This window comes from Streptomyces sp. NPDC006314, from assembly GCF_040613075.1.
GTDB lineage: Bacteria > Actinomycetota > Actinomycetes > Streptomycetales > Streptomycetaceae > Streptomyces.
Window position 1 is genome coordinate 138,556 of record NZ_JBEXRL010000009.1, and the last position, 26,580, is coordinate 165,135.

General features: G+C 70.6%; 18 protein-coding genes and 1 tRNA gene. 12 read left to right on the forward strand and 7 right to left on the reverse strand.

Annotation, left to right across the window (positions count from 1 at the left end; genetic code table 11):
* Window positions 1–89: 89 nt before the first annotated feature.
* Both ABZ079_RS18620 and hrpB read left to right on the forward strand, forming a co-directional pair.
* Complete coding sequence (locus tag ABZ079_RS18620; RefSeq protein WP_356940671.1) at window positions 90–926, forward strand: class I SAM-dependent methyltransferase; 837 nt, start codon at window positions 90–92, stop codon at window positions 924–926.
* A gap of 67 nt (window positions 927–993) precedes the next feature.
* Window positions 994–3,519, forward strand: a complete 2,526-nt coding sequence (gene hrpB / locus ABZ079_RS18625; protein WP_356940504.1) for an ATP-dependent helicase HrpB — start codon at window positions 994–996, stop codon at window positions 3,517–3,519.
* On the opposite strand, the gene ABZ079_RS18630 is transcribed toward hrpB, so the two are convergent.
* From ABZ079_RS18630 to ABZ079_RS18640, 3 genes are all read right to left on the reverse strand, one after another.
* Window positions 3,509–4,501 (reverse strand): DUF3068 domain-containing protein, encoded by a 993-nt coding sequence (locus tag ABZ079_RS18630; protein ID WP_356940505.1) that lies wholly within the window; start codon window positions 4,499–4,501, stop codon window positions 3,509–3,511. The two genes, hrpB and ABZ079_RS18630, sit on opposite strands and share 11 nt — an antisense overlap.
* Window positions 4,502–4,528: 27 nt before the next feature.
* On the reverse strand, window positions 4,529–4,663 hold the full coding sequence (locus ABZ079_RS18635) for an SPW_0924 family protein (protein WP_356940506.1): 135 nt from the start codon (window positions 4,661–4,663) through the stop codon (window positions 4,529–4,531).
* 186 nt (window positions 4,664–4,849) lie between these two features.
* Window positions 4,850–6,604 (reverse strand): lytic transglycosylase domain-containing protein, encoded by a 1,755-nt coding sequence (locus ABZ079_RS18640; protein ID WP_356940507.1) that lies wholly within the window; start codon window positions 6,602–6,604, stop codon window positions 4,850–4,852.
* Window positions 6,605–6,917: 313 nt separating this feature from the next.
* Here ABZ079_RS18640 and ABZ079_RS18645 point away from each other — a divergent pair, with 313 nt between their 5' ends.
* Window positions 6,918–7,793, forward strand: a complete 876-nt coding sequence (locus tag ABZ079_RS18645) for a DUF4184 family protein (protein WP_356940508.1) — start codon at window positions 6,918–6,920, stop codon at window positions 7,791–7,793.
* A gap of 769 nt (window positions 7,794–8,562) precedes the next feature.
* Here ABZ079_RS18645 and polA read toward each other — a convergent pair.
* A complete protein-coding gene (gene polA, locus ABZ079_RS18650) occupies window positions 8,563–11,289 on the reverse strand; it encodes a DNA polymerase I (protein WP_356940509.1) in 2,727 nt (908 codons plus the stop codon).
* Between the two features lie 214 nt (window positions 11,290–11,503).
* Here polA and ABZ079_RS18655 point away from each other — a divergent pair, with 214 nt between their 5' ends.
* The 7 genes from ABZ079_RS18655 to ABZ079_RS18685 all read left to right on the forward strand — a co-directional run bounded on the left by ABZ079_RS18655 (window position 11,504) and on the right by ABZ079_RS18685 (window position 20,746).
* Window positions 11,504–13,843 carry an FdhF/YdeP family oxidoreductase gene (locus ABZ079_RS18655; protein WP_356940510.1) on the forward strand — a complete coding sequence of 780 codons (2,340 nt, stop codon included), beginning with the start codon at window positions 11,504–11,506 and terminating at the stop codon, window positions 13,841–13,843.
* A gap of 48 nt (window positions 13,844–13,891) precedes the next feature.
* Complete coding sequence (locus ABZ079_RS18660; protein ID WP_356940511.1) at window positions 13,892–14,383, forward strand: hotdog fold thioesterase; 492 nt, start codon at window positions 13,892–13,894, stop codon at window positions 14,381–14,383.
* Between the two features lie 697 nt (window positions 14,384–15,080).
* Window positions 15,081–16,292, forward strand: coding sequence for a branched-chain amino acid ABC transporter substrate-binding protein (locus ABZ079_RS18665; RefSeq protein WP_356940672.1), 1,212 nt, complete (start codon window positions 15,081–15,083; stop codon window positions 16,290–16,292).
* Window positions 16,293–16,401: 109 nt separating this feature from the next.
* Window positions 16,402–17,331 (forward strand): branched-chain amino acid ABC transporter permease, encoded by a 930-nt coding sequence (locus ABZ079_RS18670; protein WP_356940512.1) that lies wholly within the window; start codon window positions 16,402–16,404, stop codon window positions 17,329–17,331.
* 5 nt (window positions 17,332–17,336) lie between these two features.
* Window positions 17,337–19,118: a branched-chain amino acid ABC transporter permease gene (locus ABZ079_RS18675; protein WP_356940513.1), complete on the forward strand. Its 1,782-nt coding sequence runs from the start codon at window positions 17,337–17,339 to the stop codon at window positions 19,116–19,118.
* Window positions 19,119–19,124: 6 nt separating this feature from the next.
* Window positions 19,125–20,033 (forward strand): ABC transporter ATP-binding protein, encoded by a 909-nt coding sequence (locus ABZ079_RS18680; RefSeq protein ID WP_356940514.1) that lies wholly within the window; start codon window positions 19,125–19,127, stop codon window positions 20,031–20,033.
* Window positions 20,030–20,746 (forward strand): ABC transporter ATP-binding protein, encoded by a 717-nt coding sequence (locus tag ABZ079_RS18685; RefSeq protein WP_356940515.1) that lies wholly within the window; start codon window positions 20,030–20,032, stop codon window positions 20,744–20,746. The genes ABZ079_RS18680 and ABZ079_RS18685 overlap by 4 nt, the downstream gene beginning before the upstream one ends.
* Before the next feature lie 66 nt (window positions 20,747–20,812).
* Here the strand turns inward: ABZ079_RS18685 and ABZ079_RS18690 are convergent, their stop codons facing one another.
* On the reverse strand, window positions 20,813–21,469 hold the full coding sequence (locus ABZ079_RS18690; protein ID WP_356940516.1) for a response regulator: 657 nt from the start codon (window positions 21,467–21,469) through the stop codon (window positions 20,813–20,815).
* A 100-nt stretch (window positions 21,470–21,569) separates the two neighbouring features.
* Between ABZ079_RS18690 and ABZ079_RS18695 the strand changes: the two genes are divergently transcribed.
* Window positions 21,570–21,644: transfer RNA gene (locus ABZ079_RS18695), tRNA-Leu, on the forward strand.
* Between the two features lie 60 nt (window positions 21,645–21,704).
* On the opposite strand, the gene pyk is transcribed toward ABZ079_RS18695, so the two are convergent.
* A complete protein-coding gene (gene pyk, locus ABZ079_RS18700; RefSeq protein ID WP_356940517.1) occupies window positions 21,705–23,144 on the reverse strand; it encodes a pyruvate kinase in 1,440 nt (479 codons plus the stop codon).
* Between the two features lie 459 nt (window positions 23,145–23,603).
* Here pyk and ABZ079_RS18705 point away from each other — a divergent pair, with 459 nt between their 5' ends.
* Window positions 23,604–25,406: a 5'-nucleotidase C-terminal domain-containing protein gene (locus ABZ079_RS18705; RefSeq protein ID WP_356940518.1), complete on the forward strand. Its 1,803-nt coding sequence runs from the start codon at window positions 23,604–23,606 to the stop codon at window positions 25,404–25,406.
* On the opposite strand, the gene ABZ079_RS18710 is transcribed toward ABZ079_RS18705, so the two are convergent.
* Entirely contained in the window at window positions 25,403–26,551 is a 1,149-nt protein-coding gene (locus tag ABZ079_RS18710) for a GDSL-type esterase/lipase family protein (RefSeq protein WP_356940519.1), read from the reverse strand. The genes ABZ079_RS18705 and ABZ079_RS18710 overlap by 4 nt on opposite strands.
* Window positions 26,552–26,580: the final 29 nt, after the last annotated feature.

Below are 26,580 nucleotides of genomic sequence, written 5' to 3' on the forward strand. Positions count from 1 at the left end.
GAAAACGTCCCAGGAGGCCACGCGGGCCTGGGGATCGCTTCCGTGACCACCCCCGGCGGGTTGGACGGAAGGTTACGACGAGGGAGCCGATCATCCAAGAGGCGGAAACGTACGAGTCCGAAGGACCCGGCGAGTTCGAACCGGAAGCCACCCGGCGTGACGCCGACGCCACCGAGAGCACGCGGGCGAACCGGGGCTGGTGGGACCGCAACGCGGACGAGTATCAGACCGAGCACGGCACGTTCCTCGGTGATGACCGCTTCGTGTGGGGTCCGGAGGGCCTGGACGAGGTGGAGGCCGAGCTGCTGGGCCCGCCCGGGGACCTGAAGGGCAAGGACGTGCTGGAGATCGGCGCGGGTGCGGCACAGTGCTCACGCTGGCTGGCCGCCCAGGGAGCCCACCCGGTGGCCCTGGACCTCTCGCACCGCCAGTTGCAGCACTCGCTGCGCATCGGCGGATCGTTTCCCCTTGTCTGTGCCGACGCCGGCGCGCTCCCCTTCAGGGACGGCTCCTTCGACCTGGCGTGCTCCGCGTACGGGGCGCTGCCGTTCGTGGCCGACCCGCGGCTGGTGCTGCGCGAGGTGCGCCGGGTGCTGCGGCCGGGCGGCCGGTTCGTCTTCTCGGTGACGCATCCGATCCGCTGGGCCTTCCCGGACGAGCCGGGCCCGGAGGGCCTGTCGGTGTCCTCCTCCTACTTCGACCGCACGCCCTACGTCGAGCAGGACGAGCAGGGCCGAGCGGTCTACGTGGAGCACCACAGGACGGTCGGCGACCGGGTCCGGGACATCGCGGCCTCGGGCTTCCGGCTGGTGGACCTGGTGGAGCCGGAGTGGCCGTCCTGGAACACCTCGGAGTGGGGCGGCTGGTCTCCCCTGCGCGGCACCCTGATCCCGGGGACGGCGATCTTCGTGTGCGAGCGGGACTGAAACGTTACGCAGGCGCACGCGCACGCGCGTGTGCCGGGCGTTTTCGTCGTCGTACGACACTAGGGGCGTGATCCGTTACGACGCCCTGGACGCGCTGCCCGTGCGCTCCGCCCTGCCCGCCCTGACCGACGCGCTGGAGGGAGACGGCACGGCCGTCCTCGTGGCCCCGCCCGGCACCGGCAAGACGACGCTGGTGCCGCTCGTGCTGGCCGGGCTCGTCGGAGGCGGGCCCGCGCGGCGGGTCGTGGTGGCCGAGCCGCGGCGGATCGCGGCGCGGGCGGCGGCCCGGCGGATGGCATGGCTGCTGGGTGAGAAGCCCGGTGAGAGTGTGGGCTTCACGGTGCGCGGCGAGCGTGCCGTGGGACGGCACACGCGCGTGGAGGTCGTGACGACCGGTGTGCTGCTGCAGCGGCTCCAGCGGGACCAGGAGCTGGCCGGTGTCGATGTCGTCGTCCTCGACGAATGCCACGAGCGGCATCTGGACGCCGACACGGTGGCCGCGTTCCTGTGGGACGTACGGCAGGCCCTGCGTCCCGAGCTGCGGCTGGTGGCCGCGTCGGCGACCACGGACGCGGAGGGGTGGGCGCGGCTGCTGGGCGGGGCGCCGGTGGTCGAGGCAGCGGGTGTCACGCATCCCGTGGAGGTGGTGTGGGTTCCTCCGGCGCGCCCGGTACGTCCGCCGCACGGGATGCGCGTCGACCCCGCGTTGCTGGGGCATGTGGCGTCGGTGGTGCGCCGGGCGCTGGCCGAGCGGGAGGGGGACGTGCTGTGCTTCCTGCCCGGGGTGGGGGAGATCGCTCGCGTGGGCGGTCAGCTCGGGGGACTCGGTGATGTCGACGTCCTCCAGGTGCACGGGCGGGCGCCGGCCGCCGTGCAGGACGCGGTGCTGGCGCCCGGGGCTCGGCGCCGGGTGGTGCTGGCCACGTCCGTGGCGCAGTCGTCGCTGACGGTACCCGGGGTGCGGGTGGTGGTGGACTCGGGGCTCGCGCGAGAGCTTCGGGTGGATCACGCGCGCGGGCTGAGCGGCCTCACGACCGTACGGGCGTCGCGGGCGGCCGGGCGGCAGCGGGCGGGGCGGGCCGGGCGTGAGGCGCCCGGGGTGGTGTACCGGTGCTGGTCAGAGGCCGAGGATGTCCGTCTTCCGGCGTTTCCGGCGCCGGAGATCAAGGTGGCCGACCTGACCGCGTTCGCCCTTCAGGCCGCCTGCTGGGGCGACCCGGACGCCTCGGGGCTGGCGTTGCTCGATCCGCCGCCGGCCGGGGCGATGGCGGCGGCGCGCGACGTCCTGTCCGCCGTGGGAGCGGTGGACTCCGCCGGGCGGGCGACGGAGGTCGGTGTGCGGCTGGCTCGGCTGGGCGTACATCCTCGGCTGGGGCGGGCTCTGCTGGACACGGCCGGTGCCGGGGCCCCGGTTGTCGCGCTGCTCTCCGAAGAGGTGCCGCGGGAGTACGGGGATGATCTCGCCGGCGCTCTGCGGCGTGCGCGGCGTGGTGGTGACGCCTACGCGGGGCGGTGGGCTGCCGAAGTGCGGCGGCTGCGGGCCGTCTCTTCGGAGTCTTCCCACCCACCGGCCCGTCACCGTCCGGCCGGAGTGGCCGTCGAGGCCGGACCGGGCACCGGAGACGACGGGCTCGCCGGCCTTGTCGCCGCCCTCGCCTTTCCGGAGCGGGTCGCCCGGCTGGACGGCGGGTCGTACCTCATGGCGTCGGGGACCCGGGTCGAGGTGGAGGACGGGTCGGCGCTGCGGGGGGTGCCCTGGATCGTCGCCGCCGTTGCCGACCGGCCCGCGGGGAAGGGGCACGCGCGCGTGCGGCTCGGGGCCGCCGTGCCGGAGGACGTGGCGCGCGCCGCGGCCGGGGCACTCCTGGAGGAGCGGGACGAGGTGCACTGGGCCGAGGGGGAGGTGGTGGCCCGGCACGTGGCACGGCTGGGGGCGATCGAGCTGGCCGTACGGCCTCTGAAGGACGCCGACCCGGCCCTCGTGCGCGCGGCCCTGCTCGAAGGACTGCGGCGGGAAGGGTTCGGGCTGCTGCGCTGGTCGCCGGAGGCGGAAGGGCTGCGGCAGCGGCTGGCGTTCCTGCGTGCGCACCTCGGGGAGCCGTGGCCGGACGTGTCGGACGACGCGCTCCACGCGCGCGTGGACGAGTGGCTGGAGCCGGAACTGAGCAGGGCCCGGCGGCGGGCGGATCTCGCCCGGACCGACGCCGGTCAGGCACTCGCGCGGCTGCTGCCCTGGGCGAGCGGGGAGGCCGCACGGCTGGACGAGCTGGCGCCCGAGCGGATCACCGTACCGAGTGGGTCCAGAATCCGGATCGACTACGGGGAGCCCGACCGGCCGGTGCTCGCCGTCAAGCTGCAGGAGATGTTCGGGCTGCGGGAGACGCCGGAGGTGGCGGGGGTGCCGCTGCTCGTGCACCTGCTCTCCCCCGCCGGGCGGCCCACCGCCGTCACGGCCGACCTCGCCTCCTTCTGGGCGGACGGCTACCAGGGCGTGCGGGCGGAGCTGCGCGGGCGCTACCCGAAGCATCCGTGGCCCGATGACCCGGCGGCCGCCGAGCCCACGCGGCACACCAACGCGCGGCTCAGGCGCTGACCGGTTCGGGCTCCTCCGTCTGCGTGGGTGCGGGGCCCCGGGGGCGGCGGGCGCGGGCCTCCAGGTGGAGGGAGAGCGCGAGGAGCAGGAGGCCCAGGGCCAGGGAGCCCCTGGGCACGTAAGCGGTGAGCATCAGGAGCAGGGTGCGGTTGCGCTTGACGAGGGCGACCGTGTGCTCGATGTAGTCCTCGCGCATCTTCACGTGCCCGGCGAAGGCGGTGACCTTGGCGCGGCCGCCGAGCAGGGAGCCGCCGCGCAGTTCCTCCTGGTGGATCTCCTCGCCGTAGACGGGCGCTCCGGTGACCGGCTCGACCCGGAATCGACGGACCGTGGTGTACCAGCGGGTGGTGCCCGTCCTGGCGACCGACTCCGGCGTGATGCCCTGTACGGGCATGACCTTGGGGAAGGGGACCTTGGTCCAGGGGATGGTCTGTTCGAAGGAGTAGACCTTCAGGCCACGGAAGGTCTCGGTGCCCTTGTAGTGGATGGGGTTGGTGGTGCGGGTCTGCGCGTCGAAGTACTCGTAGTCCCGTTTCTGGGCCAGGAAGGGCCACTTGAACTCGATGCCGTCCCGCTTGACCGGGTCGCCGTCGACCGCCTCGCCGGTCGCGTGGACGGGATCCTGGCTGTGGGCGTCGAAGATGTAGCGCTCGGGGATGCGGGAGACCATCTTGCCGTCGGGTCCCTGGACGTAGGACAGGCCGTCCCAGACGACGACCGGCCGGCCTGCCGTCCGCCCGATTCTCTTCGCGGCCTCCACGTCCCCCCTGAGGGTCTGCACGATGGTGACCTTGGAGACCCTCTTCGCGCGCATGGTGCCGTAGTCGAGGAGGATGGCGCCCTTGGCCTCCAGGACCATGTCCTGGTACTGGTTCGCGGGGATCCTGGCCAGGCGCGGGAAGGCGTACCAGCGCAGCAGCGGGGACAGCGCCGCGCAGAACACGGCACAGGCGAGCAGGAACAGGCTTGCCTTGCGGCGCATTCCGGCCTCCCTCCCGGACGGGCGCGGCTACGGGTGCGAGGGCACCGTCGTCAGCAGCGGCTTGGGGGACGTTCGGCCCGACGGCGAGCCCGTCGCGCTGATGGTGAGGATGAGGGCGAACGCGAGGGCGAGACCGGTCGCGGCGGCGATCAGGGCGCGCATGCGGGGCCTCCCGGCGGACGGTCGGGGTGTCCAGACTGGTTCCTGATGGATCGTCAGGTCCGGCACCGTAGCAACGGGCGGGTGAGATGAGAACAGCGGTGCACGCACGAACGAGGGCGCCCTCCCCGCCGGAGCCGAGAGGGCGCCCTGTCGCCGTGTATGGCTTCAGGAAGAGCGTGCGCGGCCTCAGGAGGAGGCGGACGGGCTCGGGGTCGGGCTCTCCGGGGACTCCGCGGCGGCTGCCACCTTCAGCTCCACGGTGAGCGTCGCGCCGCCGGTGGTGGTGATACGGAGCAGGAAGGTGCCGGGGGTGTCGTCCGCGTACAGCTTCGGCAGCGTGAGCAGGCCCCTGTCGTCCGTCCGGAGGCCGGTGAGGGTGCGCAGGGGCTTGCCGTCGGCGTCCTTGAAGTAGGGGCCCTTGTCGTTCTCGGTGGCGTCGGTCGCGGACTTGATGAGGGTGGCGGTGGCCAGGACCTTGTCCGCGACGGCACCCTTGTACGTCGCCTTCAGCTGGACCTGGTCGGCGAACTCGCCGGCCGGGGTGCAGGTCAGCGGGGTCTCGCTGGTACGGGCCAGGGTGTCGGCGGCGCGCGCGGTGACGGTGGCCGTGTAGTCGACGCCCTTCACCGAGCGGCCCACGACGGCCGCGGCGACCTTGAAGTCGCCGGTTTCCTCGCCCGCCTGGAGCGCCGGTGCGAGAGCGACGCCCTTGGCGTCCGTGGCGACGGTGGCCACGGTCTCGCCGCCGGTGAAGGTGGCGTCGGTGTCCCCGGTGATGCTGAACCTGATCCTGACCTTGCCGACGGACTTGCCGGCCTTGGTCTCGGCGCGGGTGCTGATCCGCTCGGTGAAGGTGTCGCCGGCCATGGCGGTGAGCTTCACCGTGCCCGCGTCCTCCAGGTGGTCCACCGTGTCGGTGGGGGTCTGCGGGGGCGTCGGCGGGACGGGCGGCTTCGGTGGGGTCGGACGGGGGCTCTCGTTGCCGCCGCCGGGCTCTTGGGGCTTCGGGGCCGGCTTGGCCGTCGGCGGGCCGGAGGGCTTCGGGGACCGGCTGGGCGGGGTGCCGTGGCCGCTGTGGCCGCCGTCGCCGCTGTGAGCGCCCTCGTCGCTGCGGTGGGACGGCACGGAGCCGGTGCCGTCGGGCACGGAGTGGGTGCCCTTGCGGTAGTACTCCAGCCAGTTGAGGACCAGGTTCAGGTAGTCCTGCGATTTGTTGTAGCTGAGGATCGCGCTGTGCAGGTGGGCCTCGCGCGAGAGGTCCCAGCCGTTGCGGCACAGGTAGTGGCCGGCGGCGAGGGCGGCGTCGTAGACGTTGTTGGGGTCCTTCGCGCCGTCGCCGTTGCCGTCCCGCCCCGCCCAGGCCCAGGTGGACGGGATGAACTGCATGGGGCCGACGGCCTGGTCGTACTGGCTGTTGCCGTCGTACGCGCCGTGGTCGGTGTCCGGGATGAGAGCGAAGCCGTTGCCGTCGAGCTGCGGGCCGAGGATCCGGCCCACCGTGGTGCCGTTGGCGTCGACCCGGCCGCCGCGGGCCTGGCCCGACTCGACCTTGCCGATCGCGGCGAGCAGCTGCCAGGGCAGATTGCAGCCCGGCTTGGAGGAACGCAGTTCGGCCTCGGCCTTCTTGTAGGCGTCGAGGACCGTCGCGGGGATACCGGCCTCGGCATCGCCCCGGGAGACGGGGGTGCCGATGCTCGACGAGGGGCTGGGGTTGGGGCTTTTCAGCGGCGGCAGGTCCGTGTAGTAGGGCGAGTTGCCGGTGGCGTCGCCGTCGGAGGCCGTATCGGGTACCGGCGTGGAGGCGCCGGCCGCTGACTGTCTGCCGTGGTCCTCGCCGGTCACTCCGGGGGCCTGGGACGCGGACAGAGCCGCGACCGCTGCCGCGGCAACGGCGGTGGTCGCCGCTCCCTTGCGCAGCCTCCTGCCGAAATGCGCCGCCATAGAGTGAAACCCTCCCCTGGACGCCGCTGCGTCCGTCTCCGTCTGTCTGCCTCGCTCTTGTGTGACGGTCGACCCGGTGCTGTGGTTGCCCCTGTTCCGCGTTTCCATGTGTGCGACGTGCGTTCGGCCGTGCGCACGGCAATGCAGGTGACCATACGACAACTTGCTTCGGGTGGGCACTGTACGCGCCCGGTTTTCACCGGTTGGCCGACTATCGTCGCCGTGCGGCTCCCGGACAGCGGTCCCGCATACTGGACGGGCCCGAGATCACCGGTCCCGGTGTCGCGGCCGACGACCGTACGAGGGGGCCCTGTTGCCGTTCACGCTCAGTCATGCGGCGGCCGTGCTGCCCGCGATCCGCCGGGACGGGACCGGCCGTGGCCGGCTGGTCCCGGCGGTGCTCGTCGCGGGTTCCTTCGCGCCCGACCTGACCTTTTACGCGGCGAGTCTCCTGCCGGGCGCCATGGAGTTCGGCGCGGTCACCCACTCGTTCGCCGGAGTCGCCACGGTGGACGTGCTCATCAGCTGGGCGATGACGGGGCTGTGGCTGCTCGTCCGGGAGCCGTTGGTCGCGCTGCTGCCACGGGCCCGGCAGAGACGGCCGGCCGGTCTGCTGCGCTGCGGTACGCCACGCGCGCCTCTGCGGGCCGTTTCGATGGTGTGGTGGTACGTCTCCGCGGTGCTGGGCGCGCTGACCCACGTGGTGTGGGACGCGTTCACGCACCACGACCGGTGGGGGACGCGGCTGATTCCGGCCATCGGGCGGGACCGCCCGGCGGGGATGCCGGTGTACTCGTGGCTGCAGTACGGCTCGTCCGTGCTGGGAGCCGTGGTGATCGCGGCCGTCCTGGTACGAGCGCTGCGGCTCACGCCCGGTGAGGAGCCGGTGGGGGTGCCGGTGCTGTCCGTGCGGGACCGGTGCTGGGGGCTGGCGGTGATCGGCGGCTGTGCGCTGGCCGGGGGGGTGCAGCGGGCGGCGCGGTGGTGGGAGCACCAGGGTGCGCCGGCGCGGCCGTGGGAACTGGTGCCCACCCTGTGCTTCGGGGTGGGCACCGGGGTGGTCCTGGGGTTGCTGCTGTACGCCGTCGGGGTCAGGGTGCGGCGTCCGGGCCCGGTGGACGGCCCTCAGGCCGCCGGGGGTCCCCGTGGAGCGGTCGGTGCGGGCCGGGGGCGGCCGGTCTCTCGGTGAGGGACGCGACGAAGACCGTGAGCGTGTGGCGGGGGCGTCGCGATCTCGGGATGAGGGTGAGCGCGAGGGCGAAATAGCCGCGGGCCACGTCGGCCCATGCGCGCCAGTCCGGAGCGTGGTCCGCGCGGGCGGTCAGGCCGGCGAGTCTGTGCCGGAGGCGGGTGGCGGCCCTGCGTACGGTCATGGCCACGTCGGCCGGGATGCGGGCGGTGCTTGCGTCGGCCGCGAGGGCCGGGACCGGCGAGGCGGGCATGGCCTGCGCCGAGGCGGTGTCCGCCCAGGCCCGGGGGGCTGCCTCGGGCGTCCGGCGGTGAAGCATGCGTATACCCATGCCCGCAGTCTTGCGGTCGCGGGGGGTGGGGGGCGTTCTGGCGGGGGCCACGTGAGTGACGCTCCCTCCGGGGATTCGGCCAGCTTTGCTACGCGGGGGCCGGTTCGTTGCGCTGGTGGGGCGGGGTGTGGGGGCCCGGGGGTGTGGTGACTTCGGCATCACTCGGGATCCGTGGTGGGCGCGCCGAGGGGTGCGGTGGTTTCGGCACCTCCGGGATGCGATGCGGCATTGGAGCGCCGTTGCCGCGGGGAAGGGCCCGCCGGCGTGGGTGAGGGGGCGGGGCGCTGCACCCAGCGCGCGTACGTCGCCCCCTCCGCCCCAGCACCGCAGGCTCCGTCACCCCGGCCCCCCGGCACCGCGGATCAACGTCCCTTCCGCCGGGGCACCACAGCACCACAAGCCCCACGCCCCTCCGCCCGAGCACCGCGGCACCGCGGGCTAATGCGCTGCCGATTCCCAGTCCGGGCCCACGCCCACCGAGACGTCCAGGGGGGCACGGAGCCGGACGGCGTTCGCCATTTCGCGGCGGACGATCTCCTCCGCGGCCGCCCGCTCGCCGGGCGCGATCTCCAGGACGATTTCGTCATGGACCTGCAGGAGCATGCGGGACTTGAGGTCCGCCTCCCGCAGCGCGTTGTCCACCTTGAGCATGGCGATCTTGACGATGTCCGCCGCCGTGCCCTGGATGGGCGCGTTGAGGGCCATGCGCTCGGCCGCCTCGCGACGCTGGCGGTTGTCGCTGTTGAGGTCGGGGAGGTAGCGGCGGCGCCCGAAGAGGGTCGCCGTGTAACCCGTCGCCCGTGCCTCGTCGACCGCTCGGCGCAGGTAGTCCCGGACACCGCCGAAGCGCTCGAAGTACGCGTCCATCAGGGCGCGTGCCTCGGCCGCTTCGACGTTCAGCTGCTGGGAGAGGCCGAACGCCGACAGACCGTACGCCAGGCCGTACGACATGGCCTTGATCTTGCGGCGCATCTCGGCGTCGACCGCGGCGGGCTCGACGCCGAACACCTGGGAGGCGGCCGTGGTGTGCAGATCCTCGCCGGAGGTGAACGCCTGGATCAGGCCCTCGTCCTCGGAGAGGTGGGCCATCACGCGCAGCTCGATCTGGCTGTAGTCGGCGGTCATCAGGGACTCGAAACCCTCGCCGACGACGAAGCCGCGGCGGATCGCCCGGCCCTCGTCCGTACGGACCGGGATGTTCTGCAGGTTCGGGTCCGTGGAGGAGAGGCGGCCGGTCGCGGCCACCGTCTGGTTGAAGGTGGTGTGGATACGGCCGTCGCCCGCGATGGTCTTGATCAGGCCCTCGACGGTGACGCGCAGCTTCGCCTGCTCACGGTGCCGCAGCATGATCACCGGCAGTTCGTTGTCGGTCTGGGTGGCGAGCCACGCCAGGGCGTCGGCGTCGGTGGTGTAGCCGGTCTTGGTCTTCTTGGTCTTGGGCAGCGCCAGCTCGCCGAAGAGGACTTCCTGGAGTTGCTTGGGCGAGCCCAGGTTGAACTCGTGGCCGGCGGCGGCGTGGGCCTCCTTCACCGCCTGCTGCACGGCGCCCGCGAACATCTGCTCCATCGTTTCGAGGTGCGCGCGGTCGGCAGCGATGCCGTGGCGCTCCATGCGGGCGAGCAGGGCGGAGGTGGGCAGTTCCATGTCCCGGAGCAGGTCGGCCGCGCCGACCTCCTGGAGGCGGCCCTCGAAGGCCTCACCCAGGTCGAGGACGGCGCGGGCCTGGATCATCAGGGCCTCCGCCTCGGCACCGTCGTCCGTACCGAAGGCCAGCTGGCCGTCGGCCGCGGCGGCGGGGGCCAGCTCGCGGTGCAGGTACTCCAGGGACAGCGCGTCCAGGTCGAACGAACGGCGGCCCGGCTTGACCAGGTAGGCGGCGAGCGCGGTGTCCATACGCACGCCCTCGACGCTCCAGCCGTGCTCGGCGAAGACGCGCATGGCGCCCTTGGCGTTGTGGAACACCTTGGGGCGGCCGGCGTCGGCCAGCCAGGCCGTGAACGCGTTCTCGTCGGCCTCGTCCAGCTCGGCGGGGTCGAACCAGGCGGCCGCTCCCCCGGCCGCGGCGAGGGCCACCTCGGCGACCGAGCCGGCGCCCAGCGCCCAGGTGCCGACGGTGGCGACGCCCAGGATCTCGGCGCCGTGCTCGGCCAGCCAGGGGGCCAGCCCGCCGGTGCGCAGGATCGTGCCGTCGAGTTCCACACCGTCGGTGACGACCGGGGTGGTCTCGGCCTCCTCCGTGCCGGGGTCGACGGCGAAGAGGCGCTCGCGCAGAGACGGGTTGCGGATCTCCAGGGTGTCCAGGATCATCGCGACGGCCTTGCGGTCGTACGGGGCCCGCTCCAGGTCGGTGACCGTCTTCGGCAGCTCGACCTCGCGCTCCAGCTCGGTGAGGACGCGGTTGAGCTTGACCGACTCCAGGTGGTCGCGCAGGTTCTGCCCGGCCTTGCCCTTGACCTCGTCGACGCGCTCGACCAGCTGCGCGAACGAGCCGAACTGGTTGATCCACTTCGCGGCGGTCTTCTCGCCGACGCCGGGGATGCCGGGGAGGTTGTCGGACGGGTCGCCGCGCAGGGCCGCGAAGTCCGGGTACTGCGCGGGCGTCAGTCCGTACTTCTCGAAAACCTTCTCCGGGGTGAACCGGGTCAGCTCCGAGACGCCCTTCGTCGGGTAGAGCACGGTGGTGTTCTCGGTGACCAGCTGGAAGGAGTCGCGGTCGCCGGTGACGATCAGCACCTCGAAGCCCTCGGCCTCGGCCTGGGTGGCGAGCGTGGCGATGACGTCGTCCGCCTCGAAGCCGTCCACGGCGAAGCGCTGCGCGTGCATCGCGTCGAGCAGCTCGCCGATCAGCTCGACCTGGCCCTTGAACTCGTCCGGGGTCTTGGAGCGGTTCGCCTTGTACTCCGTGAACTGCTCGGAGCGCCAGGTCTTGCGCGAGACGTCGAAGGCCACCGCGAAGTGCGTGGGCGCCTCGTCACGCAGGGTGTTGGCCAGCATCGACGCGAAGCCGTAGATCGCGTTCGTCGGCTGGCCGGTCGCGGTCGTGAAGTTCTCCGCGGGCAGCGCGAAGAACGCGCGGTAGGCCAGCGAGTGCCCGTCCATGAGCATCAGCCGGGGACGGCCGCCGCCGGGGGTCTTGTCGGTCTGCTTCGATGCTGTTTCTGCCACGTCCCCGATCCTGCCACGCCGCACTGACAGTCCGGGCCGGGCGGTCTCTCCGGAGGCGGAGGCCGACCTTCGGTCACTCAACGTGGCCGGACGGCCGGGAGGCTCGCGCGCACCCCTTGCTCCCGCTCCCGGTCCGCCCACCCGGAACCGTTCTCGGTGGCCCGTGGGAGGATCGTCGGCGTACTTCTCACACGCAGTCGAAGGGGAGCGTGCGATGGCGACGAAGCCGCCCAAGGGCGATCCGGTTCAGGACGCACCGCAGGTCGCGGAGCCCAAGCACGCGGCCGCGGGACTGCCGGCGATCGGGCACACCCTGCGTGTCGCCCAGCAGCAGATGGGCGTCAAGCGCACGGCGCTGACCCTGCTGCGCGTCAACCAGAAGGACGGCTTCGACTGCCCGGGCTGTGCCTGGCCCGAGCCGGACCACCGGCACAGGGCGGAGTTCTGCGAGAACGGCGCGAAGGCGGTGGCCGAGGAGGCCACGCTGCGCCGGGTCACGCCCGAGTTCTTCGCCGCGCACTCCGTCGCGGACCTGGCCACCCGGAGCGGTTACTGGCTGGGCCAGCAGGGGCGGCTCACCCACCCCATGTATCTCCCCGAGGGGGGAGAGCACTACGAGCCGGTCGGCTGGGAGCGGGCCTTCGACATCATCGCCGAGGAGATCGCCGCCCTCGGCTCCCCCGATGAGGCCGTGTTCTACACCTCGGGCCGTACCAGCAACGAGGCGGCGTTCCTGTACCAGCTCTTCGCGCGCGAGCTGGGCACGAACAACCTGCCGGACTGCTCGAACATGTGCCACGAGTCGTCGGGGTCGGCACTGTCCGAGACCATCGGCATCGGGAAGGGCAGCGTCCTGCTGGAGGACCTGTACCGGGCCGACCTGATCATCGTCGCCGGGCAGAACCCGGGGACGAACCATCCGCGCATGCTGTCCGCGCTGGAGAAGGCCAAGGCGAACGGCGCGCGGATCATCAGCGTCAACCCGCTGCCCGAGGCGGGCCTGGAGCGCTTCAAGAACCCGCAGACCGCGAAGGGCATGCTCAAGGGCGCCTCCCTCACCGATCTGTTCCTGCAGATCCGCATCGGCGGCGACCAGGCACTCTTCCGGCTCCTCAACAGGCTGATCCTGGAGACGGACGGCGCGGTCGACGAGGAGTTCGTACGCGAACACACCCATGGTTTCGAGGAGTTCGCCACGGCCGCGCGTGCCGCGGACTGGGCCGGAACGCTGACGGCGACCGGTCTCCGCCAGGAGGAGATCGAGGAAGCCCTGCGGATGGTGCTCGCCTCGAAGCGGACCATCGTCTGCTGGGCCATGGGGCTCACCCAGCACAAGCACGCGGTGCCGACCATCCGCGAGGTGGTCAACTTCCTGCTGCTGCGCGGCAACATCGGCCGTCCGGGCGCGGGTGTGTGCCCGGTGCGCGGCCATTCCAATGTGCAGGGCGACCGCACGATGGGCATCTTCGAGCGGCCCGCGCCGGCCTTCCTGGACGCGCTGGAGAAGGAGTTCGGGTTCGCGCCGCCGCGCGAGCACGGCTTCGACGTCGTACGGGCCATCCGCGCGCTGCGCGACGGCGAGGCGAAGGTGTTCTTCGCGATGGGCGGCAACTTCGTCTCGGCCTCCCCCGACACCGAGGTGACCGAGGCGGCGATGCGGCGCGCGCGGCTGACCGTTCATGTGTCGACCAAGCTCAACCGCTCGCACGTGGTCACGGGCGCGCGGGCGCTGATCCTGCCCACGCTGGGGCGGACGGAGCGCGATCCGCAGAGCAGCGGTGAGCAGTTCGTGACGGTCGAGGACTCCATGGGCATGGTGCACGCCTCGCGTGGGCGGCTCGCGCCGGCGAGCCCCCGGCTCAAGTCCGAGCCGGCCATCATCTGCGGCCTCGCGCGCCGGGTGCTCGGCGAGAACAGCGTCGTGCCCTGGGAGGAGTTCGAGAAGGACTACGCGACGATCCGTGACCGCATCGCGCGTGTGATCCCCGGTTTCGAGGACTTCAACGCGCGCGTGGCCCGGCCCGGTGGCTTCACGCTGCCACACGCCCCGCGCGACGAGCGCCGTTTCCCGACCGCCACGGGCAAGGCGAACTTCACGGCGGCGCCGGTGGAGTACCCCGAGCTGCCCGAGGGCCGGTTGCTGCTGCAGACGCTGCGCTCGCACGATCAGTACAACACCACGATCTACGGGCTCGACGACCGGTACAGGGGCATCACGGGAGGGCGCCGGGTGGTGCTCGTGAACCCCGATGACGCGCGCAGGCTCGGGGTCGCCGAGGGGTCGTACGTGGATCTGGTGAGCGAGTGGAAGGACGGGGTGGAGCGGCGGGCGCCCGGTTTCCGGGTGGTGCTCTATCCGACGGCCCGGGGCTGTGCGGCGGCGTACTACCCCGAGACGAACGTGCTCGTTCCGCTGGACGCCACCGCCGACATCAGTAACACCCCGGCCAGCAAGTCCGTCGTCGTACGTCTCGAGGACCACGTCGAGCATCTCGCCGAGGGCAGCGCCGAGGACCGGGCGGAGAGCCGTCTGGAACAATCGGCGGCCGACTGAGCGTTTGCTCAGCCAAGTGACAGGCGTACCACGAACGGAGCCGGGCCGATGGGCGAGCAGCAGCGAGTGAAGTTCCCGCAGGAGATCATCGACGAGTACGCGGCGCTCGGTGTCGATCTGCCCGCCCTGTTCTCGGCCGGCCACCTCGGCACGCGGATGGGTGTGCAGATCCTTGAGGCCTCGCCGGAGAAGGTCGTCGCGACCATGCCGGTGGAGGGCAACACCCAGCCGTACGGCCTGCTGCACGGTGGCGCGTCCGCGGTGCTGGCGGAGACCCTGGGCTCGGTCGGCTCCATGCTGCACGGCGGCAGCTCGAAGATCGCGGTCGGCGTGGACCTGAACTGCACCCACCACCGCGGGGTCCGCTCGGGCCTGGTGACCGGCGTGGCCACGCCCGTGCACCGGGGCCGGTCGACGGCGACGTACGAGATCGTGATCAGCGACGAGGAGGGCCGCCGGGTGTGCACCGCCCGGCTGACCTGCCTGCTGCGGGACGTGAATCCGGGCGACGAGGCGCACGCTCGGAGCACCGGCGCCTGACAGTGGCCCGGCGGGGCCGTCGAGCCCCGCCGGGCATCGCCGTGTGACACGGACCCGAAGCCGCGCCGATGGACCGCCGGCACCGGCGAGTTGATGATCCGTCACGCCCGCTCGGCGTACGGCACCGGGCGGCAGACCCCGGGCTCCACGGCGCCGCGCGTCGCCTTCCAGGCAAAGCGCCCCTCTCCCGAGATCGCCGCAAGCCTCCCTCCCAAGATCACTACAGGCCTGCCCACGGCGAAATACGAAAAGCGCCGAAGCCGCCGAACCTCTTTTCCACGGTGTAACTCAGCGTAATGAACGCCCACTGCACATTCACGGTTTCCCCCTTGGCCCGCACGGCGCACAGCGTCGTTCGGCACCCCCGGAAGTCGCCCGCAGCAACGGATTTGTGTCATTACCAAAACCCCGGAGACGCCTGAACGGATCACCGGGAGTCCTGCGGGTTCTCACAATGTGGACGGTGCGAATCGGCCTGAATTCCTGTTTTCCCCCCACGCTGTACCGCTCTGCATTACCTCGTGTCATAACAAGAGCGTCACAGCCTTGGCCAAGCTCTCCTCCACGTTCCCCACACACGCCTAGAGTCACGGCCAGTCACCGCTCCATCGGGAGTTCGGTACCGGCGCGGCATCCGTCGTTCCCCGAGGGGGAGCGGCCGTGCCCGCGGAAAGGATCGATTGTGCGACAGCGTTCTCTGGTGATTCTTACCTCCGTGCTGACCACCGGAGCTCTGACTCTCACCGCCTGCGGCTCCCGCGACGACAACAGCAAGGGCGGCGACAGCGGCAACGTGACGGTCACGATCGGCGTCGACGCCCCGCTGACCGGCCAGAACTCCGCCACGGGTCTCGGCATCCAGTACGGCGCGCAGATCGCCGTCGACGACGCCAACAAGAACAAGACCGTCCCGGGCGTCACCTTCAAGATCAAGGCACTGGACGACAAGGCGATTCCCGCCACCGGCCAGCAGAACGCCTCCCAGTTCGTCGGCGAGAAGGACGTCCTCGGCGTCGTCGGCCCGCTCAACTCCGGCGTGGCCACGCAGATGCAGCAGACCCTCGCCTCGGCGAACCTGGTGGAGATCTCGCCCTCCAACACCGCGCCCGAGCTGACCCAGGGCAAGAACTGGCAGACCAAGCCGGCTCGCCCGTTCAAGACGTACTTCCGTACCGCGACCACCGACGCCCTCCAGGGCGCCTTCGCCGCCGACTACGCGTACAACGGCCTCAAGAAGAAGAAGGCCTTCGTCGTCGACGACAAGCAGACCTACGGCGCGGGCCTCTCCAAGATCTTCAAGGAGCAGTTCGCCAAGCAGGGCGGCAAGGTCATCGGCACCGACCACATCAACACCGGTGACCGCGACTTCTCCACCCTCGTCACCAAGATCAAGAACTCCGGCGCCGACATCCTCTACTACGGCGGCCAGTACGACGAGTCCCAGGTCCTGACCAAGCAGCTCAAGGACGGCGGTGCCAAGATCCCGCTGTTCGGCGGCGACGGCATGTTCACCCCGACCTACATCAAGACCGCCGGCAAGGCCGCCGAGGGCGACCTCGTGACCTCCATCGGCGTCCCGGTCGACACCCTCCCCGCCGCCAAGGAGTTCGTGGCCACCTACAAGGCCAAGAAGTACCCCGGTGACTACGGCACCTACGGCTCGTACGCCTACGACGCCACCACGGCGATCATCAAGGCCGTCGGCCAGGTCGTGAAGGGCGGCGAGGTTCCCTCCGACGCCCGCGAGAAGGTCGTCGAGGCCGTGCAGAACAGCTCCTTCGACGGCATCTCCGGCAAGATCTCGTTCGATGAGTACGGCGACACCACGAACAAGCAGCTGACCGTCTACCAGGTCACCAACGGTGAGTGGAAGTCCGTCAAGAGCGGCACCGCCAACCCGAAGAAGTAACCAAGCCGAACACTCCGCTCCACCAGGGCCGCGCGGCGCAGACCACCGTCACCGCGCGGCCCGCCTTCTACGCCCCCCTTGACTCTCCCCACCACATGGAGGCCATGCGGTGAACACCCTGCCGCAGCAGCTGGCCAACGGGCTGTTCCTCGGCTCGATGTACGGGCTGATCGCCATCGGTTACACGATGGTGTACGGCATCGTCCAGCTCATCAACTTCGCCCACGGCGAGATCTTCATGACCGGAGGCTTCGGCGCACTCACGGTCTACCTCGCCCTGCCGGACGGCATATCCATGTGGATAGCCCTGCCGGCGATGCTCATCGGTGGCGCACTGGTCGCCGTGCTCATCGCCGTCGGCGCCGAGCGCTTCGCCTACCGTCCCCTGCGCGGCGCACCACGCCTCGCCCCGCTGATCACCGCGATCGGCCTGTCGCTCGCCCTGCAGCAGGCGGTATTCAACTGGTACCCCGACGCCAAGTCGGCCCGGGTCTTCCCGCAGTTGCCGTTCGGCCCGCTGCACCTCGGCTCCGTCACGGTGCAGAGCGGTGACGTCTTCCTGATCATCGCCGCCCCGGTGTGCATGGCGGTCCTCGCCTTCTTCGTCCGCCTCTCCCGCACCGGCCGCGCCATGCAGGCCACCGCCCAGGACCCGGACACCGCCCAGCTGATGGGCATCGACACCAACCGCATCATCGTCGTCGCCTTCGCCATCGGCGGCTTCTTCGCGGCCGTCGCCGGTCTCTCGTACGGGCTCAAGTACGGCTCCGTCTCCTACGACATGGGCTTCATCGCCGGTCTGAAGGCGTTCACCGCGGCCGTCCTCGGCGGCATCGGCAACATCTACGGCGCCATGCTCGGCGGTCTCGTCCTCGGTCTCGCCGAGGCCATGGCCACCGCCTACATCGCCGACATCCCCGGCATGCAGCAGCTCGGCGGTGGCGGCTGGGCCGCCGTGTGGGCCTTCGTCCTCCTCATCCTCGTACTGCTGTTCAGACCACAGGGTCTGCTCGGCGAACGCGTCGCGGACAGGGCGTGAGCAGCATGACCGACACCACCGCCAAGACCCCCGCCGCCCCTGAGCGCGGGCCCGTCCCGCTCCCGCAGGCCGCCGCGCGGCTGCTCATCGCCGTCGGCGCCGTCGGCACCATCGCCAGCGCCTTCCTCAGCTGGACCTGGACGCCCGAATTCCCCGGTGACCTCACCGTCTACGGTTACCCGGCGGGCCTGCAGATCCTCGCCCTCGTGGCCGGGGCCCTCACCCTGCTGTTCGGGCTCACCCTGTGGAACGTGCCGGGGCTGCGCCAGCTGAACCCCGCGAACGCCACCTCCCCCGTCCTCCTGGCGGCCCTGTCGGCGTTCACCGTCTGCTGGTACACCGGCATTGCCATCGCCGTCGACCTGGGCGGCCTGGTCAACCTCGACCCCGGCGCCTACGTGGCGATGGTGGCCTCCGCGCTTCCCGTCGTCGGCGCCCTCGCGCTGCCGCACCCCGCTCCGGGCACCGGCATCCGCGGCTACCTCGCCAAGCCCCAGCAGCCCCGCCCCGGCAGGCTGTCCCCGCTCGCCGAGCGCGGCGTCATCACCGTCGGCACCGCGATCGCCCTGGTGGCCTTCACCTACGGCATCGGCATCGACAACGACGCGAGCGAGACCTTCATCGGCTTCCTGCTCCTCGTCATCTTCGGTGCCTGGGCCCTGGTCCACACCGGCCTCGTCGACCGCTACGCGACGATCTCCGCGCGGCACAAGGCCTTCGCCTCGGCCCTCGCCTTCGTCGCCGCCGTGATCTTCCCCTTCACCCAGAGCGACGACCACAACGCCAACGTCGGCGTGAACATCCTGATCTTCGCCACCGTCGCCCTCGGTCTGAACATCGTCGTCGGCCTCACCGGTCTGCTCGACCTCGGTTACGTCGCCTTCCTCGGCGTCGGCGCCTACGCGGCCGCCCTGGTCTCCGGCTCGGAGTACTCCCGGTTCACGGGTGTGCAGTTCCCGTTCTGGGCCGCCGCCCTCACCGGCATGGCCGCCTCGCTGGTCTTCGGTGTGCTGATCGGCGCGCCGACCCTGCGGCTGCGCGGCGACTACCTGGCCATCGTCACCCTCGGCTTCGGTGAGATCTTCCGTATCACCGTCAACAACCTCGACGGCGACTCCGGACCGAACATCACCCGCGGACCCAACGGCATCACGCAGATCCCGGACCTGGACATCTTCGGGTTCAACCTGGGCGAGGCGCACGACATCGGCGGGTTCACCCTGGGCCGGTTCGCCAACTACCTGTTCCTGATGCTCATCGTCACGGCGATCGTCGTGCTCGTCTTCACCCGCGCCGCCGACTCCCGTATCGGCCGCTCCTGGATCGCCATCCGCGAGGACGAGACCGCCGCCACCGCCATGGGTATCAACGGCTTCCGCGTCAAGCTGATCGCCTTCGCGCTCGGCGCCTCCCTCGCGGGTCTCGCCGGCACCGTGATGGCGCACGTCAACTACAGCGTGAACCCGCAGCCGTACCAGTTCGCCGGCGCGGCCCCGCCCAACTCGGCCTTCCTGCTGGCCGCCGTCGTCCTCGGCGGCATGGGCACCGTCAGCGGCCCGCTGCTTGGCGCCAGCGTCCTCTACCTGGTCCCCGAGAAGCTCCAGTTCCTGCAGAACTACGAGCTGTTCGCCTTCGGCATCGCGCTGATCCTGCTGATGCGCTTCCGGCCGGAGGGCATCATCGCCAACCGCCGCCGCCAGCTGGAGTTCCACGAGACCGGCCAACTCGACGTACCGGAACAGAAGACGCTGACCGACGAACCGGCCGTCACCAAGGCAGGGGCGTAAGGAACCATGACGACACCTGTACTCGAAGCCCGTGACGTCACGATGCGCTTCGGCGGTCTCACCGCCGTCCGATCCGTCGACTTCACGGTCAACAGCGGCGAGATCGTGGGCCTGATCGGCCCGAACGGCGCCGGCAAGACCACCTTCTTCAACTGCCTCACCGGTCTGTACGTCCCCACCGAAGGCACGGTGGCGTACCAGGGCCGGGTGCTGCCGCCCAAGCCGCACCTGGTGACGCAGGCGGGCATCGCCCGTACGTTCCAGAACATCCGGCTCTTCGCCAACATGACCGTCCTGGAGAACGTCCTCGTGGGCCGCCACACGCGGACCAAGGAGGGCCTGTGGTCCGCGCTGCTGCGCGGCCCCGGTTTCCGCAAGGCCGAGAAGGAGTCCGAGGCGAAGGCCATGGAACTCCTGGAGTTCGTCGGCCTCGCCGCCAAGCGCGACCACCTGGCCCGCAACCTGCCCTACGGCGAGCAGCGCAAGCTGGAGATCGCCCGGGCACTGGCCAGTGAGCCGGGTCTGCTGCTGCTCGACGAGCCGACGGCCGGCATGAACCCGCAGGAGACGCGGGCCACCGAGGAACTGGTCTTCGCCATCCGGGACAAGGGCATCGCCGTGCTCGTCATCGAGCACGACATGCGCTTCATCTTCAACCTGTGCGACCGCGTCGCGGTCCTCGTCCAGGGCGAGAAGCTGGTCGAGGGCACCTCGGACGTCGTCCAGGCCGACGAGCGGGTCGTCGCCGCCTACCTGGGTGAGCCCTTCGAGGGCGACCCCGGGGAGGCCGAGGCCGCCGAGGTCGAGGCCGCCGAGGTCGAGGCCGCGGAAGCCGCCGCCGGGGCCGAGACCGCTCATGCGGAGAACACCGGCGACGCGGAGAGCACCAGCACCACCAAGGGAGAGGCCCAGTGACCGCACTGCTGGAGGTCGAGGACCTCAGGGTCGCCTACGGCAAGATCGAGGCCGTCAAGGGCATCTCGTTCAGCGTCGAGGCCGGCCAGGTCGTCACCCTGATCGGCACCAACGGCGCCGGCAAGACGACGACCCTGCGCACCCTCTCGGGTCTGCTGAAGCCCGTCTCCGGAAAGATCATCTTCGACGGCAAGCCGCTCGCCAGCGTCCCGGCGCACAAGATCGTCTCTTTCGGGCTCGCCCACTCCCCCGAGGGCCGGCACATCTTCCCGCGGCTGAGCATCGCCGAGAATCTGCAACTCGGCGCCTTCCTCCGCAAGGACAAGGAGGGCATCGAGAGGGACATCCAGCGCGCCTACGACCTCTTCCCCATTCTCGGGGAGCGTCGGAAGCAGGCCGCGGGCACCCTCTCGGGCGGTGAGCAGCAGATGCTGGCGATGGGCAGGGCGCTGATGTCCCAGCCCAAGCTGCTGATGCTGGACGAGCCGTCCATGGGCCTGTCGCCGATCATGATGCAGAAGATCATGTCGACGATCGCGGAGCTGAAGGCCCAGGGCACCACGATCCTGCTGGTCGAGCAGAACGCCCAGGCGGCGCTCTCGCTGGCCGACCAGGGCCATGTCATGGAGGTCGGCAACATCGTCCTGTCGGGCAGCGGCCAGGACCTGCTGCATGACGAGTCGGTCCGCAAGGCGTACCTCGGCGAGGACTGACCGGTACGACGACGCGGCCCGCGCCTCTTCTCCGAGGCGCGGGCCGCGTCGTGGGAAAGGTGCCGCTCAGCCCTTCTTCGCGGCCTTCTTCTCCTCGTGGTCCGCGATGACGGCCTCGGCGACCTGCTGCATCGACAGGCGGCGGTCCATGGAGGTCTTCTGGATCCAGCGGAAGGCGGCCGGCTCGGTCAGGCCGTACTCGGTCTGCAGGACGGACTTCGCCCGGTCGACCAGCTTGCGCGTCTCCAGCCGCTGGGTGAGGTCGGCGACCTCCTGCTCCAGCTGCTTCAGCTCGGTGAAGCGGGAGACGGCCATCTCGATGGCCGGGACGACGTCGCTCTTGCTGAACGGCTTCACCAGGTAGGCCATCGCACCCGCGTCTCGGGCCCGCTCGACGAGGTCGCGCTGCGAGAAGGCGGTGAGCATCAGCACCGGCGCGATGGACTCCTCGGCGATCTTCTCGGCCGCGGAGATGCCGTCGAGCTTGGGCATCTTCACGTCCAGGATGACCAGGTCCGGCCTGTGCTCGCGGGCCAGCTCGACGGCCTGCTCACCGTCCCCGGCCTCACCGACGACGGTGTACCCCTCCTCCTCCAGCATCTCTTTCAGGTCGAGCCGGATCAGGGCCTCGTCCTCAGCGATGACGACACGGGTCGTCAGCGGAGGCACGTGCGACTTGTCGTCGTCGGGCGCGTCTACGGGCTGGGGCGACTCGGCGGTCACGGGGGCTCCTCGTTCAGGGCAGGGGTACTGCTGACAAGAGCCTACCTAGCTACGGTATGGTGGACGCGCGGAGGGTCGGGGGAAACCTTTGATTCTGCGAGCCCCGGTAGCCCAATTGGCAGCAGGCAACGGATTCAAAACCCGTACAGTGTCGGTTCGAGTCCGACCCGGGGCACTTTTCCTTGGATCCCAAGGTCGGCGTTCTGTAGGGCCCCTCTGGATGAGGGGCCCCTTTTCATGCTTTCGGGCTGTCGTCCTCGCCGATGTGGTGGACGCGGACCATGTTGGTCGAGCCGGAGACGCCGGGCGGGGAGCCCGCCGTGATCACGACGACGTCGCCCTTCTGGCAGCGGCCGTACTTCAGCAGCAGCTCGTCCACCTGGTCGACCATGGCGTCCGTGGAGTCCACGTGCGGGCCGAGGAAGGTCTCGGCGCCCCAGGTGAGACTGAGCTGGGAGCGGGTGGCCGGCTCGGGGGTGAAGGCGAGCAGCGGAATCGGTGAGCGGTAGCGGGAGAGCCGGCGGGCCGTGTCTCCCGACTGGGTGAACGCCACCAGGAACTTCGCGGCGAGGAAGTCGCCCATCTCGGCGGCGGCCCGGGCGACCGCGCCGCCCTGGGTGCGCGGCTTGTTCCGCTCCGTCAGCGGCGGCAGGCCCTTGGCCAGCATGTCCTCCTCGGCCGCCGCGACGATCTTCGCCATGGTGCGCACGGTCTCGATCGGGTGTTTGCCGACGCTGGTCTCGCCGGAGAGCATCACCGCGTCCGTGCCGTCGATGACCGCGTTCGCGACATCGGAGGCCTCGGCCCGGGTCGGGCGGGAGCTGTCGATCATCGAGTCGAGCATCTGGGTGGCGACGATGACCGGCTTGGCGTTGCGCCTGGCGAGCTTGACGGCGCGCTTCTGGACGATCGGGACCTGCTCCAGCGGCATCTCCACGCCCAGGTCGCCGCGGGCGACCATGATGCCGTCGAAGGCGGCCACGATGTCGTCGATGTTCTGGACCGCCTGCGGCTTCTCGACCTTGGCGATCACCGGGAGGCGGCGGCCCTCGTCGTCCATGATGCGGTGGACGTCCTGGATGTCCCTGCCGCTGCGGACGAAGGAGAGGGCGATGACGTCGAAGCCGGTGCGCAGCGCCCAGCGCAGGTCGTCCTCGTCCTTCTTCGAGAGGGCGGGGACCGAGACGGCGACGCCGGGCAGGTTCAGGCCCTTGTGGTCGGAGATCACGCCGCCCTCGACCACCCGCGTGCGGACCCGGGGGCCGTCGACGGCGGTGACCTCCAGGCACACCTTGCCGTCGTCCACGAGGACGCGCTCGCCGGGGGTGACGTCGGCGGCGAGACCGGCGTAGGTGGTGCCGCACTGGTGGCGGTCGCCCTCGACGCCCTCCTCCACGGTGATGGTGAAGGTGTCGCCGCGTTCAAGCAGTACCGGTCCTTCGGCGAAGCGGCCGAGCCGGATCTTCGGACCTTGAAGGTCGGCGAGGATTCCGACGCTGCGGCCGGTTTCGTCGGCCGCTTTTCGCACGCGCTGATAACGCTCCTCGTGTTCGGCGTGAGTGCCGTGGCTGAGGTTGAACCGGGCGACGTCCATTCCGGCCTCGACCAGTGCCTTTATCTGGTCGTACGAGTCGGTGGCGGGCCCCAGGGTGCAAACGATCTTTGCTCGGCGCATGTTTCGAGCCTAGGCCTTACCCGCCGGTAGAGAATCCGGGCCCCATGACGACTCAACAACCTCTGGGTGAAGGCTCATTGACAAGTGTTGAATTGTGCGGCGGCCCGCTCCTATGAGCAAAACTGCCTTGAGCGTTCGATGATCAGCCCGTTCCGGTGTTTTCCAGCGCTCAGGTCCGTGGGGGCCCATGGTGACTGCCCCCGCGCTCACCCCTGCCGCGGTCGGAGAGTTCCGGGGCGCCCGGCCTCGCCGCGGACCAGGAAGAGGGGGCGCCGGGGGCGCCGTACGGGGAGATCGACGGAAGGGGCATACGTCCCACTCTGTCATGCGCTTCCCGCTTCGCCGGCCGCGGTCCACGCCACAGGTCATCAGATCGAAACCTCGTGGACCTGTTGCGGTCCGTCATGACCAGGTCAGAATCTACGCGCGTTGTCAGACCTTTCCCGAGGAGACCGAGAGATGCCGTTGAACCGTCGGAAGTTCCTGAAGAAGTCCGCCGCGACCGGCGCGGGAGTGGCGATCGCCGGAGCGGCGGCGGCCCCGGCGGCCGATGCGGCGGAGGCGAAGGGGGCCGGGCACGTGAAGCGGTACTCCCTCACCGTGATGGGCACCACCGACCTGCACGGTCACGTCTTCAACTGGGACTACTTCAAGGACGCGGAGTACTCCGACAAGGCCGGCAACGCGATGGGCCTGGCCCGGATCTCGACCCTGGTCGACCAGGTGCGCCAGGAGAAGGGCCGCTGCAACACGCTGCTGCTGGACGCCGGTGACACGATCCAGGGCACTCCGCTGACGTACTACTACGCGAAGGTCGACCCGATCACCGCCAAGGGCGGCCCGGTGCACCCGATGGCGCAGGCGATGAACGCGATCGGGTACGACGCCGCCGCGCTCGGCAACCACGAGTTCAACTACGGCATCGAGACCCTGCGCAGGTTCGAGGACCAGCTGGACTTCCCGCTGCTCGGCGCCAACGCGGTCGACGCGAAGACGCTGAAGCCCGCCTTCCCGCCGTACTTCCTCAAGAAGTTCCACGTGCCGGGCGCCCCGCCGGTCAAGGTCGCCGTCCTCGGCCTCACCAACCCCGGCATCGCGATCTGGGACAAGGCCTATGTGCAGGGCAAGCTGGCGTTCGAGGGCCTCGAGGAACAGGCCGCGAAGTGGGTGCCGAAGCTGAAGTCGCTCGGCGCGGACGTGGTCGTGGTGTCGGCGCACTCCGGTACGTCGGGCACGTCGTCGTACGGCGACCAGGTGCCGTACGTGGAGAACGCGGCCGCCAACGTGGCCAAGCAGGTGCCCGGCATCGACGCGATCCTGGTCGGCCACGCGCACGTGGAGATCCCCGAGCTGAAGGTCGTCAACGAGCAGACCGGCAGGACGGTCGTGCTCTCCGAGCCGCTGTGCTACGCCGAACGGCTGACGCTCTTCGACATCGAGCTGGTGTTCAGCAAGGGCAGGTGGGAGGTCGAGTCGGTCTCCGCCTCGCTGCGCAACTCCAACACGGTCGCCGACGATCCGAAGATCACCAAGCTGCTGGAGGACGAGCACGGCAAGGTGGTCGCGTACGTCAACCAGGTGGTGGGCCGGGCCACCGAGACCCTGACGACCGTCGACGCCCGCTACAAGGACGCCCCGATCATCGACCTGATCACCAAGGTGCAGGAGGACGTGGTCAAGGCCGCGCTGGCGGGCACCGAGTACGCCTCGCTGCCGGTGATCGCGCAGGCCTCGCCGTTCTCCCGGACCTCGGAGATCCCGGCAGGAAACGTGACCATCCGGGACCTGTCGAGCCTGTACGTCTACGACAACACGCTGGTCGCCAAGGTGCTGACGGGTGCGCAGGTGCGGGCGTACCTGGAGTACTCGGCGGAGTACTACGTCCAGACGGCCGCCGACGCGGCCGTCGACGTGGAGAAGCTGACGAACGCGGGCGGCCGTCCCGACTACAACTACGACTACGTCTCGGGCCTGTCGTACGACATCGACATCGCCCAGCCGGCCGGTTCGCGGATCAGGAACCTCACCTTCAACGGTGCCGCCCTGGACGACGCCCAGCGGTTCGTGCTCGCGGTGAACAACTACCGCGCCAACGGCGGCGGTGCCTTCCCGCACGTCGCCTCGGCCAAGGAGCTGTGGGCGGAGTCGACGGAGATCCGCACCCGGATCGCGGAATGGGTCACCGCGAAGGGCGTCCTGGACCCGAAGGACTTCGCGTCCGTGGACTGGAAGCTGACACGGAACGGCACGCCGGTCTTCTAGAGATCGAACAGGGAGACGTCCACGGCGTCGGCGATCGCCCGCGCGCCGGCGTCGTTGACGTGCAGGCCGTCGCCGCTGTCGAAGTCCTCGCGGATCCGGTCCGGCCGGTCCGGGTCCGCGACTGCGGCGGCGACGTCCACCACCGCGTCGAAGGGGTGCCGGTCCCCGAGGAGCCAGGCGTTGACCTCCCGCCGTACGGCCTGGCCGGTCTCGGTGTCGTAGCCCTCGTAGACCGTGCCCCGGTAGGGGCCGATGGTGGAGCCGATGACGGTGAGACCGGCCGCGTGCAGGCGGCCGGCGAGAGCGGTCAGGCCGGTGATCAGATCGGCCGCGGAGGGCAGCCGGGCCGGCTCGGGGAAGGCGATGTGGCCGGGCAGGCCGAGGTCGTTGAGGCCTATGTGGATCAGGACGTGGCTGACCCCGGGCACGGCGAGGACATCACGGTCGACGCGTGCGAGCAGGCGTTCACCGATCTCGTCGGTGAGCAGCCGGTTGCCGGATATGCCCTGGTTGACGATCCAGCCGTGGGTGAGGCGGCGGCTCAGCTGGCCGGGGAAACTGTTGTCCAGGCCGGGCGTGGTGGCCGCGCCCTCGATCCAGGAGTCGCCGAACGCGACGGCGATCCTGGTGCCCTCGGGGGCGCGGACGTCGGCCCCGATCCCGAAGTGGCCGGTCGGCACCTCTTCCACGTCCTGGAGGGTACTGGCGGACAGCTGGTCGCCGGGGGCCGCGTGGCCGAGGTCGTAGGGCACCGCGGAGAAGGTCGTCAGGCCGGTGTCACCGGGCAGGTAGAGGCTGACGGTGAGTTCCTGGCCTGCGGTGACGGCCCGCTCGACGGGGTCGCTGACGAGGTCCTCGCCGGCGGGGACCGTGGCCGTCGGGGCGCCCGCGAAGGTCAGCGGGGTGCCGGAGGCGGGGTCGATGCCGTGACCGGTGGTGCGGGTGGCCAGGTGTGCGCCGCCGATCTCCAGGGGTTCCTTGCCGTAGCGGTTACTGAAGGAGATCCTTACCGCCTCACCTCCTCCGGCCAGGCGCAGGGTCTGCCGGAGCGTCTGGTCGGTGAAGCCCCGGCTCTCGAACAGACCGAAGCTCTCGTGCGGGTTGAGGGTGGCGGTGCGGTGGGCGGCGATCCAGGTCGTTGTCATGTCAGGCGCCAACGTCGCCGTCCGCCGGC